The sequence below is a fragment of the Microbispora hainanensis genome (genome assembly GCF_006874475.1).
Taxonomy (GTDB): domain Bacteria; phylum Actinomycetota; class Actinomycetes; order Streptosporangiales; family Streptosporangiaceae; genus Microbispora; species Microbispora hainanensis.
Window position 1 is genome coordinate 1 of record NZ_VIRM01000039.1, and the last position, 13,662, is coordinate 13,662.

The following is a 13,662-nucleotide window of genomic DNA, read 5'->3' on the forward strand; positions in this document are numbered from 1 at the left end:
GGGGTCGTCGTCGGCCGCCGCGGGGCCGGCCAGGCCGGCACCCGCGAGGGTGAGGCCGAGCACGGACGCGGCGAGTATCTGGCTGGACCTGGTGATCTTCATGAATCGCTCCATCTATAAGGGGCTGGTCGGATTCGTGGGGGATGGGGCCGGCCGGCCCCGGGTTGTGCACCGGCGGTGTCCCCTGGCGGCTGGGCGGTGGTCACCGCCGGTGGCCGGCCGGCGATCGGCTGCCGGCCGGCCACGTCGTCAGCGGCAGCTCGCCGCGGTGTAGCCGGCGTCGTAGGACGAGGTGGCCTGCTTGCCGTCGATGGTTGCGGTCGCCTTCACGGTGACCGTGCCCGCGTCGATGTTCCCGGCCCGGGTGTTGAAGGACTGGTAGGCCTGCTTGCCCGGAGCCACGTCGGCCACCGTCTTGGACCCGTACGGGGTGGTCAGCGTGATCGTCGCGGGCACGCCGGAGTCGTTGACGGCCGTGACCGCCACGTACGCCGAGGTGCCGATGCAGCGGGAGGACGCGGTGACGGTCAGCGCGACCTCCGACGCGGCCTCGAACGACCAGGAGTCGACCTCGAAGAGGTCGGCCCCGTCGGGCCCGGCGTAGGTGAAGTACACGTCGTGCACGCCCGTGACGCCGTCGAGCGGGGCGGTCAGCTTCGTCCACTCGCCGAGCGGCGCGTCGACGGGGATGGTCGCCACCACGGGTGAGGTGCGGCCGTCGAGACGAACCTCGATCTTCCCGCCGGCCGCGAGCGGGCGCACCTTGGCGGTGACGCCGGTGGCGCCCGCCGCGCCGAAGTCGACCTTCGCGAGCGACGTCCAGTCGCCGTTGTCGATGTCGTGCACCACGAGGTTCGGGGCCTGCGCGCCGAACTCCTCCGACCCGCCGTCGATCTTCTTCGTCGCGATGCCCTGCTGCCAGGCGATCGTCTCGGCCTCGATCACCCGGTAGGGGTCGAGGTCGCGGATCTGCTCGACGCCCTTGTAGTCGCCCCGCACTTCCTTGATCGTGCCGTCGGCGTTGAAGTCGAGCTTGGCGAGGTGCGGGCTGCGGAAGCCCTGGGTGGCGCCGCCCGTGATGCGGCTGTTGAGCGTCTGGGCGTGGTAGGTGAAGTAGTACTGGTCGCCGAGCTTGAACACCGACTGGTGGTTGTTGCCGCCGGCGCCGAAGTAGGTGCCCGGGTTGCGGAAGATGATGCCCTTGTACGTGTCGGGGGTCCAGGGGCCCATCGGGCTGTCGGCCATGAGGTAGGCGATGGCCCCGGTCGGCGGGCCGTTGGGGTCGATCGGGCCGCCGAAGCCGAAGTTCGACGAGTACGAGTAGTAGTACTTGCCGTCGCGCTTGAACAGGTGGCCGGCCTCGAACACGAGCGGCGCGTCGATGACCTCCGCCGAGCCCTTCGTGCTGATCATGTCGTCGCCCAGCCTGATCACGCGCGTGGACTTCGGGTGGTTGGTGTTCTCGGCGCTGCGCGTGCCGTCGTCGCCGCCACCGCCGAAGACGAGGTAGCCCTGGCCGTCGTCGTCGATGAACACGCCGGGGTCGAACAGCCAGTTGATGCCGTTGGACGCGCCCGGCGTCGCGCTCGTGATGAGCAGGTTGCCCCGCTCGTCGTGCCACGGACCGATCGGCGAGTCGCCGACGATGACGCCGGAGCCGCCGCCGTTGTTGGCGAAGTAGAGGAAGAACTTCTCCTTGCCGTCGACGACCTTGCTCTCCATGGCCGGGGCCCACGAGTTGTTCGCGTAGCGAGCGATCCCGTTCGGGCCGGCGACGGGGATCTCGCCGTGGTCGACCCAGTTCATGAGGTCGTCGGACGAGATGACCGTGATCGTGTTGATGCTCGCGTACGTGTTCGTCGAGGAGACCCCCGTGGGACCGGGCTTGTACTCCTGCGTGTCGTTGGTCATGTAGATGTACACGCGGCCGTCGTGGACGAACGCGTTGCCGTCCGCGCCGAACTTGTGTGAGATGAGCGGGTTGCCCTCGCCGGGGTTCTTGCCGAGCGCCTCGATGGTCGTGGACGGCACGAACTCGGAGACGGACACGTCGTCGACCTTGAAGTCCATCAGATGCGTGTCCGGGGCGGACCCGGGATCCGACGTCCAGGGCGTCTCGATGAAGAGCCGCGCGGTCGCGACGCTCTGGCCCGCGGGGATCGTGAACGTGCCCTGGATGAGCCCCCACTGCCCGCGCGCGACCGTCACCGTGCCGACGTTCGTGTAGGTCGCGCCGCCGTAGTGCATGGTGGCGAAGAACTGCTTGGTCGCCGGGCTGTTGGGGTTCTCGTACTTCACCCGCGCCGTGACCGCGTACGTCTTGCCGGCCTGCACCTTGCCGGACAGGTCCTGCATCGGGCCGGAGCCGGTCGTCCTGCGGCCGGTGACGAGCACGGCGCTCGAACCGGCGTACGCGTCCGTGGTGGGCGACAGCGTCGCACCGTCGGTCGCGTTTCCGTTGTTGACGAACCAGCCGGCGAGGCCGTCCTCGAACCCGCCGTTCACGATGATGTTGGGGGCGGCGGCCTGGACCGGCCCCGCCGTCGCGGTGACGGCGGCGCCCAGCAGAGCGCCGGCCATGGCCATGGCGGCGACCCGTCGCCGGGTCGTCCTTCGAACGCGCTTCAACACGAATTATCTCCTTGACCTCGGACTTCTCCGGCAACACGACGCCCCGGCGAACCGCGCAGACGCGCGCGACGTGTTGTGGGGATGGGGCCGGCCGGATGGGCGGCCGGCCGGCCCCGGGGTGTGCTCCGGCGGTGGTCCCTGGCGGGTGGGCCGTGGTCACCGCCGGTGGCCGGCCGGCGATCGGCTGCCGGCCGGCCACGTCGTCAGCGGCAGCTCGCCGCGGTGTAGTCGGCGTCGTAGGTCGAAGTGGCCTGCTTGCCGTCGATGGTGGCGGTCGCCTTCACGGTGACCGTGCCGGCGTCGATCTGGGCGGCGCGGGTGTTGAAGGACTGGTAGGCCTGCTTGCCCGGAGCCACGTCGGCGACCGTCTTGGTGCCGAACGGGGTGGTCAGCGTGATCGTCGCCGGCACGCCGGAGTCGTTGACGGCCGTGACCGCCACGTATGCCGAGGCGCCGACGCAGCGGGAGGACGCGGTGACGGTCAGCTTGACCTCGGGCGTGGCGGACGCGAGCGTGCCGAGCCGGGCCAGCTGGTAGCTGAGCGCCCGCTCCGGCGCGTCGATCTGGTTCTGGGTGCCGAACTCACCGGCCCGCGCCGCCGTCGCGGCGTCGAGCGCGGCCTGCATGTCCGCCCAGGCGTCCGCCGGATAGTCGTGCTCGTCGAGCGTGCCCGCGTGTGCGATGGCCGCGTCGAGGGCGCTCGTGTCGAGCGCCTTGTTCTGCGCGGTCAGCGTGTCGCTGAGCTTGTAGTAGTCGAAGTCGACGTGCCCGCCCTTCTCCTTCGTCGCGTAGTCGAACAGGCCGACCCGGTGCCCCATGAAGTGCGAGAGGCTGCCGTCCAGCGTCTGCGGGCCGACACGGCTGCCGAGCCGGGTCCACTGCAGCCCGTCGAGGCTGTAGTAGAACGTGGTCCACAGCTGCCCGGCGGGCGAGCTGAAGTCGAGGTCCGCCTTCACGTACACCTGCGTCGCGTCGCCCAGCGGCACCGTCGTGCCGGGCACGAAGCTCTCGACCGCCGACTGGTCGATGTCGACCGCGAACGGCTGCACGCGGTTGACGACGCCCAGCGTGTTCTGGCCGTCGACGCGCTTGACCGCGACATAGGAGAAACCGCGGTTGTAGGCGGCCAGACCGGCGACGTCGCCGTTCTTCATGCCGGAGATGTCCATCCTGGTCTCGACCGACTGCCGCGGCCCGAACGTACGCTGCGACAGCGTGTTGCGCGCCTCCTCGAACCAGGTCAGCTCGTCGCGGCCGGACAGCTTGCCGTAGACGTACTTGCCGGTGACCACCTTGCCGGTCGTCAGCCGCAGCCAGCCGTCCCGGTCGGTGAGCGACCAATAGCGGTTGTCGGGGGCGTGGTTCCACTCCCACACCGGGTCGAGCCGCGACCCGTTGGGGGCGATCTCCTCCTCGGACGGGCTCTCGGTCGTCACCGGCTGCCCGACGATCGAGACGTCGTCGACCAGGTAGTCCACACTCGACGACGCCGGCTGCGGGTTGGCCCACGGGGTCTCGATCGCGAACTTGAAGTTGTCGACGTTGGCGGTCGCGGGAACGGTGTACTGGCCCGTGACGGTCGTCCACTGCCCGGCGGGAACGTTCCCGGACGCCATCGTCTGGACGCCCGTGCCCCAGTCGGCCACCAGGTTGAACCGGATGCTGCTCGGGCCCGAGGTGTACTTGATCTTCGCCGACACGGTGTAGGTCACACCGCGCTGCACCTTGCCGTTGAGGAACTGGTTGGGCCCGGAACCGTTGAGGGTGCGATTGCTCACCTTCAGCGCCGCCGCGCCCGCGGCCGGGTCGGTAGTGTCGCGGGTGATCGTCGCGCCGTACTGGGTGCCCCACGGGGAGACCGCGCCGGCCTCGAACCCGGGGTTCTGCAGGAGCTCGACGCCGATGAGGGAGTCGTCGTACGCGGGCGGGTCGGGGATCGTCCACTGCTCGTCCATGTACGGCCGGTGCGGCGCGTCGTTGGCGAAGTCGTCGGAGGCGACGAGGCTCTTCTGCCGCTCGAACGTCTCCTCCGCCGGGCTCAGCGTGATCGGCTTGGCGAACGCGCCGCCCACCGGCACGACCCCGTCGGTGCCGAACGTCGGCCAGCCGTCCTGCCACGTGGCGGGGATGAGCGCCGGAGTGCGCCCGATCGGGAAGTTGTCGCGGAAGAACATGCCATACCAGTCGGTGCCGCCGTCGCGGGAGATCGGCACGAGGCTGCCCTGGGCGAAGCCGTTGGAGTTGAGCACCCCGCGCGCCTCGTAGGTGTTCGAGCCGTCCGCCGACGTGTAGCGGCCGAGCAGGTCCTTCGAGCGGAACATGACGACCTGGCGTCCCTGCCCGGACGGCCAGGTGATGATGACCACGTAGTAGTAGCCGTTGATGTGGAAGACCTGGGCGCCCTCGAACAGCCCGCCGATGAACGGCTTTCCGGCGTAGTCGTTCGCCGTGAAGATGTTCGGATAATCCCTGTCGATGCCCGACATATCGGGCTTGAGGCGTACGGCGCTCGTATTGCCCGACCCATAGAAGATGTACGGCGTGCCGTCGTCGTCGAAGAACAGCGACGGGTCGTGCAGGCCGCGGCCGAGCGGGGTGCGCGTCCACTTGCCGTTCTCGACGTCGTCGGTGCTGTAGAGGTACGCGCCGCCGAGGTTGTTGGTGTTGAAGACGACGTAGAACCTGCCGTCGTGGTAGCGCAGCGACGACGCCCACTGGCCCTGGCCGTAGGAGTTCTGCCCGTTGCGCAGGGAGAACGCGTCGCCGATGTCCGCCCGGTCGAACACGTAGTTGACGATCTCCCAGTTCACCAGGTCGTACGACTTCATGATCGGCGCGCCCGGGCTCAGGTGCATGGTCGTGCTGATCATGTAGTAGACGTCGCGGTGCTCCTTGTTCTCCGCGGCCGGGACGCGCTCCACGCTGATGTCGGGCACGTCGGCGTTGGTGATCGGCACGGTGTAGGTGCCGTCGCCCTCGTCGGTCGAGGTGTACGACGGCACCGGCGACCACCCGGCGGAGGCGTTCGCCACGCCGCCGTGGGCCGCGAGACCGCCGCACACGAGCGCGGCGGCCGTCGCGAGTGAGATCCTCCGCAACCGTCGGGGGATCGCCGGGGATCGGCGATTTTCGGGCACGCGAAACTCCTCTGCTGAGCGATGTCAGGCAATGCCTGACACCAGGGGGGTGTGAGATCGGAGTGAGCGGTCGACTGAGGTGCCGCGGAACACCGGCCCGCGAAGGAGGGCCGGTCCCGGGTTCCGACCGGCGTGGTGGTCCCGCCGGGAGGGGCGCGGTGCGGGCGCTGTCCTACCGGTGGTGCCGGGTGGAGAGCGCGGTGTTGACCTCAGGCGCGTGGGTGGGCGGCCGTGAGGTGATCACTCGTGGGCGGGACCGTGTTCGTATGGGCGGGACGGTGCGAACGTTCCCGTGGAGGGGCGGGGTGAGCCGCGGTGGGGGGACCGCTTCTCATCAGGAGGGCTCCTCGGCTGTTAGCGCTAACATTTCGTGTTGCGGGTAGATGGCGGCGATGTTTCGTGACCGTAAGTGGGACGGCCCGCACTGTCAAGAGTGGGGGACGTGCATCGCGGCCGGTAACGTGCTGTCCCGAAAGCCGGAAAGTTACCGTCTCGGCACGTCAACGAGCGGTCCGGGAGCGTGGGTAACGGATTCGTCTAGCGGCATCCGCTTCGTGCCGGTTCCTGGCCTTGGATGACAAATCGGTGACGTGTCTTCCCTGTTGCGATCAAGGCCGTACGATCTTTGATGTACGACGAGGGGAGTGTTGTGGACGAGCGTAAGGCGCCCGCGGGCGTCGACCCGTTTACTCCGAGCGTCGCCCGGATGTACGACTACTACCTGGGCGGCAAGGACAATTTCGCGGCGGATCGCGAGGCCGCCGAGAAGATCATCGAGATCCTGCCCAACCTCCCCGACATCGCCCGGGAGAACCGCGAGTTCCTGATCCGGACCGTCACGTATCTCGCGGGGCAGGGCATCCGCCAGTTCCTCGACATCGGCGCCGGGCTTCCGACGCAGCGCAACGTCCACCAGGTCGCCCAGGAGCTGGCCCCGGAGTCCCGGGTCGTCTACGTGGACAACGACCCCATCGTCCTCGTCCACGCGCGGGCCATCCTGGCCGAGAACGAGCGGGTGCGCGCGGTCGAGGCGGACATGCGCGACACCGAGGCGCTGCTGCGGCATCCGGAGGTCCGGGAGCACATCGACTTCTCCCAGCCGCTCGCCGTCCTGCTGCTCGGCGTGCTCCACTTCATCCCGGACGACGACGAGGCGACGAGGATCGTCGCGGCACTCCGGGAGCCGCTCGTGCCGGGCGGCTACCTGGTCGTGTCGCACGGCTCCCTCGGCGAGCTGAGCGAGGACCAGGAGGAGGAGGGCCGGAAGGTCTTCAGCCGGACCTCCGTCCCCGGCACGACCTCCCGGTCGTACGACCAGGTCCTCGCGTTCTTCGAAGGGATCGACCTCGTCGAGCCGGGAGTGGTGCCGCTGCACGAGTGGCGGCCCGACACCGACTACCCCTTCGTGCGGGAGGGCAAGGCCGGCGCGCTCGGCGGCGTGGGCCGCGTCCGCTGACACCCTCCGCAGACGCCCTCCGGAGCGTGCGGCGGTAGGCGAGGGCCAGGCTCTCCAGCGCGCACCTGCTGGGAGCCGAGCCCCGCAACACGAACTTCGCCGGGGACAACGCCTCGGCCAAGGGCACTGCTCTCGACCCGGTCACCGGCACGGCGTGGAAGTGATGTGGGTGAAGGACTCGGGGGGCGACCTCGGCACGCTCACCGAATCGGGCCTGGCCGTGCTCCGGCTCGACCGGCTGCGCGCGCTCACCGACGTCTACCCGGGCGTCGAACGCGAGGACGAGATGGTCGCCGCCTTCGACCACTGCGCGTTCGGCAAGGGCGGGGCGGCGCCGTCGATCGACACCGCGATGCACGGCCTGGTCGACGCGGCGCACGTCGACCACATCCACCCGACGCGGGGATCGCCATCGCGGCCGCCGCCGACGGCGAGGAGCTGACCCGGCGCATCTTCGGCGACCGGGTCGTCTCGCAATATGACGCGCTGTTCGTGGTCTGCTCGGGCAACTACGGCCCCGGCACCTCCACCATCAGCTCCATCGGCGTCGCCGAGTCGGCGCTGACCGTGGGCGCGGTGGACCTGACCGACACCGTGGCGGGCTTCTCCAGCCGGGGTCCCGCCGGGGCCCAGGGGCTGAAGCCGGACATGACCGGGCCGGGGGTGGACATCAATCACCGCGGCCGTGCCCGGCGGTGGCTACGGCACGATGAGCGGGTGCTCGATGGCCACCCCGCACGTCGCCGGGACGGCCGCGCTCGTCAAGCAGCGCCACCCCGCGTGGGGCGCGCAGCGGCTGAAGGACGCCCTGATGGGCACGGTCACGGCCGCCGCCGGGCCCAGCCCCTACGGGTACGGCACCGGACGGGCCACCCCACGACCACGGTCCGGGTGCACTACGACCCGGGCGCGGGCAACCGGATCGCCATCCGCGGTGACGCGCCCCTGAGCTGGACCACCGGCCACGACTGCGTGAGCAGGGCGGCCGGCCTGTGGGAGTGCGGGGCCGTCGTCCCCGTGGGGCAGCAGTTCTTCTACAAGGTCCTGGTCAACGACGGCCTCTGGTCCACCGGTTCCAACTACTACGGCGTCGGCGGACAGACCTACGACATCTATCCCGTCTTCTGAACCCTCGCATCAGCGCCCTGCCGGCCCTGGCCGGCAGGGCGTTTCGCGCGCCGTCACCGCCACGAGTAGCACGGGGTCACACGTCAGAGGGTGTGCGGCTAGGCGCTCCGCCAGAACGGGTCCCTGCCGATGAAACCCAGGAGCTTGGCCTGGACGTCCGCATCGCCGGGCACCTCGACCCGGGCGCCGAACTGGCCGGAGGCGCGGATGACCCGCTCCATCTGCTCCATCCCGGCGAGCAACTCGGCGCAGAAGCCCGCGTCGAGCCGGTCGTCCTGGCCGGTGGCTCTGCACAGGTCCCACGTGTGCATGAACACGTCGGCGGTGTAGAACCGGTCGATCGCGGTCGCCAGGGGCACGCTGCCGATGTGCGGGTTGCTGAGCTCGCGGTGCGCCGTCTCCGGATCGTCCAGCACCGCCTGCACACCGTCGCAGTGCACCTGCCACGCGGCGACCGGGTCCTCGTCCACGGGCGGTCCGCAGGGCAGCGTGATGCCGGAGCCGGCGGCGAGGAACCCGGGGAACCACTCGGTCAGGTGGCGGACGACGTCACGGGCGGCCCAGCCGGCGACGGGGGAGGGCGCGTCCCAGGCCCGGGTGCCGCGGACGCGTTCGGCGAACAGCCCGGCGACCTGCCGGTGCCGTTCGGCGGGGTGGTCAGACAGCGCCATCGGCGAGCCTCCTCTCCGGCGGGCGGGCGCGGAACGGCTGCTCGGGCGTCGCCTCGACGTCGCGCGTCACCCCGATGACCGGCGGCCTCGCGCCGGCCTCGGTGGCCGTCTCTGTGATCCTGTCCATGCGCGTCTCTCCTCGTCTCGGTGATCACGGCACTGGGACGACAACACTGAGGCGACGGTAGCGCTGCCCGGCACCGGCGACCCGGGTTTCGTGCCTCATCGCAGCGATGCGTGCGGCCGCGCGCCGTCAGCCTCCTGCCGTGAAGGGGACGTGGACGCGGCCCTCGGTGCGCATGAGCTCGAACGTCCTGCGGATCGACGCGGCGTCGTTGAGGTGCGGGAACGGGACGCCCGGGGGAGCGGCGACCCCGAGGAAGGCGCACAGCGGTCCCCATCCCTCGCGTACGTCGAAGACCAGCAGCCGTTCGGCGGGAACGGCGGCCAGCACCGCGGCGACATGCCGGTGGTAGGCCGCGACGGCCCGCTGCTCGTCGGGGCTGTGGCCCGGCTCCCAGCTCTCGCCGAACACCGACCCCCTGATCCGCTCGAAGAGCGGCCGGAGGCTCGTCATCGCGGCGACCACCGGACGGATGGACTCGGGCGCCTCGTCCTCCCGCAGCGGCTCGCGTGGGCTCAGCGAGCCCAGTACGCGGAAGCTGGAATACCAGCTCTGCGGGTCGCGGACCGTGAGGACGACCTTGGCCTCCGGATAGGCCTGGGCCAGCTCCCGCCAGAAGAAGCTGGCGGGCCAGTCCACACAGGAGCGGAAGCCCTCGAAGACCCGCTCCCAGTCGGCCGCCGCCCCGACCGAGCAGAGGGGCAGCCATCGTCCGGCGAGCTCCGGGCGGAGCAGGACCTCGAAGGTGTGGTAGCAGGGCCCGAACCCGAGCCGCTCCAGGGCCACTTTCACCGACGTCGTTCCGGTGCGCGGAAGTCCCGCGCCGATGACCTCCAGCATGTCCAGGCTCCCGTCGTCGCCTCCCCCGGATGACGCGGTAGACCATGCCCGCCCGCCGGGTGCCGCTCACACCCCGCTCACTCCCCGCTCACTCCATGCTCCGCCCCCGCCCCCGCGGTCTGCCTCTCGGCGCTCTGACAATATTTCGGCGTCTCCATGAAACTTTCCAAAAGTCTTCGGCCTCCAGGCGGCGTGGAGTGCCCCTGACGTCCTGCTCTTCGCCACCGCAGAACTCGCGGTGATCTGCGGGTTGAGTGGCCAGAAAGTTTTAGGCACGCTTCGGAAACATTCACGTCGCCGATTCGGTGAGGGTGTGGCATCCGCGGCCTGCGAGCAGTACGGGAGCCCGGTCCCGGGCGCCATGGCCACACTCGCGGTCGGCGCTACCGGAGGAAGGACAGCGCACGTGAGACGACGCATCGTGGCCTTGCTGGCCGCCGTGCTGATGCCCGTGGTCGCGGCGACCACGTTGCTGGTCACCCAACCAGCCGCCGCGGCCTCGCTGACTCGGGTGACCAACTTCGGCAACAACCCGAGCAACCTGAACATGTACATCTACGTGCCGGACCGGGTGGCGGCCCGGCCGGCGCTCCTGGTCGCCGTCCACTACTGCACGGGCACCGCATCGGCGCTGTACAGCGGATACTTCCGCGACTACGTGACCGCGGCCGACCAGTACGGGTTCATCATCGTGTTCCCGGAGGCCACACGCAGCGGGCAGTGCTTCGACGTGTACTCGCCCCAGGCGTTGCGGCGGGGCGGCGGCAGCGACCCGGTCGGCATCATGTCGATGGTCGACTACGCCAAGTCGCGCTACAACGTGGACCCCGGCCGCGTCTACGTCAGCGGCGTCTCCTCCGGCGCGATGATGACCAACGTCCTGGCGGCCGAGTATCCGGACGTCTTCACGGCCGGTTCGGCCTTCATGGGCGTCCCGGCGGGTTGCTTCGCCACGACCGACGGCTCCACCTGGAACAGCCAGTGCTCCGGGGGGCAGAGCATCAAGACCGCCCAGCAGTGGGGTGACCTCGCCCGGTCGATGTACTCCGGCTACAGCGGCTCCTACCCGCGCATGCAGCTGTGGCACGGCACCAACGACACGACGCTCGCCTACCCGAACTTCGGTGAAGAGATCAAGCAGTGGACCAACCTCCACGGTGTCAGCCAGACGCCCGCGTCCACCGACAGCCCCTCGTCGGGCTGGACCCGCACCCGGTATGGCAACAACGGCACCCAGCCTCCGGTCGAGGGCATCAGCGTCTCGGGTCAGGGCCACTCGCTGCCCCTCAACGGCATGATCAGCTACGCGATCAACTTCCTCGGCCTCAACAGCACCACGCCGAGCTCCCCGTCGCCCACGCCCACGCCGACGCCGTCCCCCACGCCGCCGAACAGCCCGTCGCCGAGCCCGTCGGCCACCCCCACCGGAGGCCCGCCGGCCACCACGCTGGGCGCCGCCGCGGCCCGCAGCGGTCGTTACTTCGGCACCGCGATCAGCGCGAGCAAGCTCGGCGACTCGAACTACACGACGATCGCGAACCGTGAGTTCAACATGATCACGGCCGAGAACGAGATGAAGATCGACGCGACCGAGCCGAACCAGGGTCAGTTCAACTTCACCAACGCCGACCGGATCTACAACTGGGCGGTGCAGAACGGCAAGCAGGTGCGCGGGCACACGCTGGCCTGGTACTCCCAGCAGCCGGGCTGGATGCAGTCGCTGTCGGGCAGCGCGCTGCGCCAGGCGATGATCAACCACATCAACGGCGTGATGGCCCACTACAAGGGCAAGATCCCCTACTGGGACGTGGTCAACGAGGCCTTCGACGACAGCACCGGCGGCCGCCGCGACTCCAACCTGCAGCGCACCGGCAACGACTGGATCGAGGTCGCCTTCCGCACCGCGCGGGCCGCCGACCCCGCCGCCAAGCTCTGCTACAACGACTACAACATCGACAACTGGACCTGGGCCAAGACGCAGGGCGTCTACAACATGGTCAAGGACTTCAAGTCGCGCGGTGTCCCGATCGACTGCGTCGGCCTGCAGGGCCACTTCAACAGCGGCAGCGCCTACAACAGCAACTTCCGCACCACCATCTCCAGCTTCGCCGCGCTGGGTGTGGACGTGGCCATCACCGAGCTGGACGTCGAGGGCGCCTCGGCCACCACCTACGCCAACATCGTCAACGACTGCCTCGCGGTCGCCCGGTGCGTCGGCATCACGGTGTGGGGCGTGCGTGACAGCGACTCCTGGCGCTCCTACCAGAACCCGCTGCTGTTCGACGGCAACGGCAACAAGAAGGCCGCCTACACCTCGGTGCTGGACGCTCTCAACGCCGCCGTGCCGGACACCTCGCCCAGCCCGACCCCGCCGGTCAGCCCGAGCCCGAGCCCCACTCCGCCGGTCAGCCCGAGTCCGAGCCCGACTCCGCCGGTCAGCCCGAGTCCGAGCCCGACTCCGCCCGCCAGCCCGAGTCCCAGCCCCACGCCGCAGCCGGGCGGGTGCAGCGCGACGATCCGTACGGTCAACAGCTGGCCCGGCGGCTTCCAGTCCGAGGTCAGGGTCAACGCCGGCAACTCGGCGGTCAGCGGCTGGACGGTGAACTGGAGCTGGTCCGGCTCCCCGTCCATCACCCAGCTGTGGGGCGGCCTCACGTCCGGCTCCGGCTCCTCGGTCTCCGTCCGCAACGAGTCGTGGAACGGCACGCTGCCCGCCAACGGCAGCACCACCTTCGGGTTCACCGCCAACGGCAGTCCGGAGACACCGACGCTGACGTGCAGCGCCTCCTGACCGGTGACACCGTGATGACGCGCTCCTGACCAGGAGGAGCGCCAGGGGCACCCCCGCCACCCGCGGGGGTGCCCCGCTGCTTGTCCGTGGCCGGCGTTCGCCGGGCGGCCTGGGGGCGTGCGGGAAGCCAGTGCGGGAAGTCAGTGCGGGAAGTCAGTGCGCGAAGCCGCCGGGCCTGCCGTTCCTGTCGGCGATCAGGCCGGCGAGCGTGGCCACCGCGATCTCCGCAGGCGTACGCGAGCCGATGTTGAGCCCTATCGGCCGGTGCACGCGGGCGATCTCCTCGGGCGGGACGCCCAGCTCGGTCAGCGCGCGCACGTGCGGACCCTCGTGATGGGGGCTGCCCATGATGCCGATCCAGCGCGCGGGGCCGGCGAGGACGTCGCGCAGTATCGGCCCGATCTCCGCGCGGTGATGGTCGGTGACGACCACGTCGGCCGTGCCGTCCAGGTGGTCGCCCAGCTCTCTCACCACCGTGACCGGGCCCGCAGGAAGGCCGCCGGGCCCGCGGTCCGGGTCGGGCTCCAGCAGGATCGGCCGGAAGCCCAGTTCCACGCCGAACCGCAGCAGGTGATCGGCCACCGGAGACGCGAACACCGCGACCAGCGTCCGCCGCCCTGTCTCCTCCGGCCGCACGTCGCCGTGGGCCGCCGCGCAGGCGGGATCCTCGTCATGGCTGTGACTCATGCCCGCAGTTTCTCAGCCCGCGGGCGTTTCGGTCCCCCGGACGGTTCGGCGCTGCCGCGAAGAGCTATTGCGTTTCGTCCATAACTGGTCAAGACTGAGCGCTATCGATCAGATTCGGTCGTACGGTGCCGTGAAGTGCGACCGAACCTGAGCGATTTCGCCTGCCGTCACCCTCCTGAGATTGCTGAGAACGCCCG

General features: G+C 69.9%; 9 protein-coding genes and 1 pseudogene. 4 read left to right on the plus strand and 6 right to left on the minus strand.

The genetic code is table 11. The features are described 5' to 3' along the window. Positions 1–249: 249 nt before the first annotated feature. Both FLX08_RS26915 and FLX08_RS26920 read right to left on the minus strand, forming a co-directional pair. Positions 250–2,631, minus strand: a complete 2,382-nt coding sequence (locus FLX08_RS26915) for a family 43 glycosylhydrolase (RefSeq protein WP_142622654.1) — start codon at positions 2,629–2,631, stop codon at positions 250–252. 203 nt (positions 2,632–2,834) lie between these two features. Continuing rightward, a complete protein-coding gene (locus FLX08_RS26920) occupies positions 2,835–5,768 on the minus strand; it encodes a family 43 glycosylhydrolase (protein WP_142622656.1) in 2,934 nt (977 codons plus the stop codon). Positions 5,769–6,417: 649 nt separating this feature from the next. Between FLX08_RS26920 and FLX08_RS26925 the strand changes: the two genes are divergently transcribed. The 3 genes and pseudogenes from FLX08_RS26925 to FLX08_RS43470 all read left to right on the plus strand — a co-directional run bounded on the left by FLX08_RS26925 (position 6,418) and on the right by FLX08_RS43470 (position 8,352). Continuing rightward, positions 6,418–7,224 carry an SAM-dependent methyltransferase gene (locus tag FLX08_RS26925; RefSeq protein WP_244312910.1) on the plus strand — a complete coding sequence of 269 codons (807 nt, stop codon included), beginning with the start codon at positions 6,418–6,420 and terminating at the stop codon, positions 7,222–7,224. 65 nt (positions 7,225–7,289) lie between these two features. After that, a pseudogene (locus FLX08_RS40845) lies at positions 7,290–7,695 on the plus strand (class II aldolase/adducin family protein); the annotation flags it as partial. A 15-nt stretch (positions 7,696–7,710) separates the two neighbouring features. Beyond that, on the plus strand, positions 7,711–8,352 hold the full coding sequence (locus FLX08_RS43470; protein WP_425280644.1) for a S8 family serine peptidase: 642 nt from the start codon (positions 7,711–7,713) through the stop codon (positions 8,350–8,352). 98 nt (positions 8,353–8,450) lie between these two features. On the opposite strand, the gene FLX08_RS26940 is transcribed toward FLX08_RS43470, so the two are convergent. The 3 genes from FLX08_RS26940 to FLX08_RS26945 form a co-directional block, all read right to left on the minus strand. Continuing rightward, a complete protein-coding gene (locus FLX08_RS26940; RefSeq protein ID WP_142622661.1) occupies positions 8,451–9,023 on the minus strand; it encodes a TIGR03086 family metal-binding protein in 573 nt (190 codons plus the stop codon). Beyond that, positions 9,010–9,150, minus strand: coding sequence for a hypothetical protein (locus tag FLX08_RS40850; RefSeq protein WP_167530585.1), 141 nt, complete (start codon positions 9,148–9,150; stop codon positions 9,010–9,012). The genes FLX08_RS26940 and FLX08_RS40850 overlap by 14 nt, the downstream gene beginning before the upstream one ends. A 126-nt stretch (positions 9,151–9,276) precedes the next feature. After that, on the minus strand, positions 9,277–9,987 hold the full coding sequence (locus tag FLX08_RS26945) for a sulfotransferase family protein (protein ID WP_142622663.1): 711 nt from the start codon (positions 9,985–9,987) through the stop codon (positions 9,277–9,279). A gap of 406 nt (positions 9,988–10,393) precedes the next feature. Between FLX08_RS26945 and FLX08_RS26950 the strand changes: the two genes are divergently transcribed. Further along, entirely contained in the window at positions 10,394–12,778 is a 2,385-nt protein-coding gene (locus FLX08_RS26950; RefSeq protein WP_167530586.1) for an extracellular catalytic domain type 1 short-chain-length polyhydroxyalkanoate depolymerase, read from the plus strand. 153 nt (positions 12,779–12,931) lie between these two features. Here FLX08_RS26950 and FLX08_RS26955 read toward each other — a convergent pair whose 3' ends face one another. Continuing rightward, positions 12,932–13,465, minus strand: coding sequence for an XdhC family protein (locus FLX08_RS26955; protein WP_142622665.1), 534 nt, complete (start codon positions 13,463–13,465; stop codon positions 12,932–12,934). Positions 13,466–13,662 lie beyond the last annotated feature (197 nt).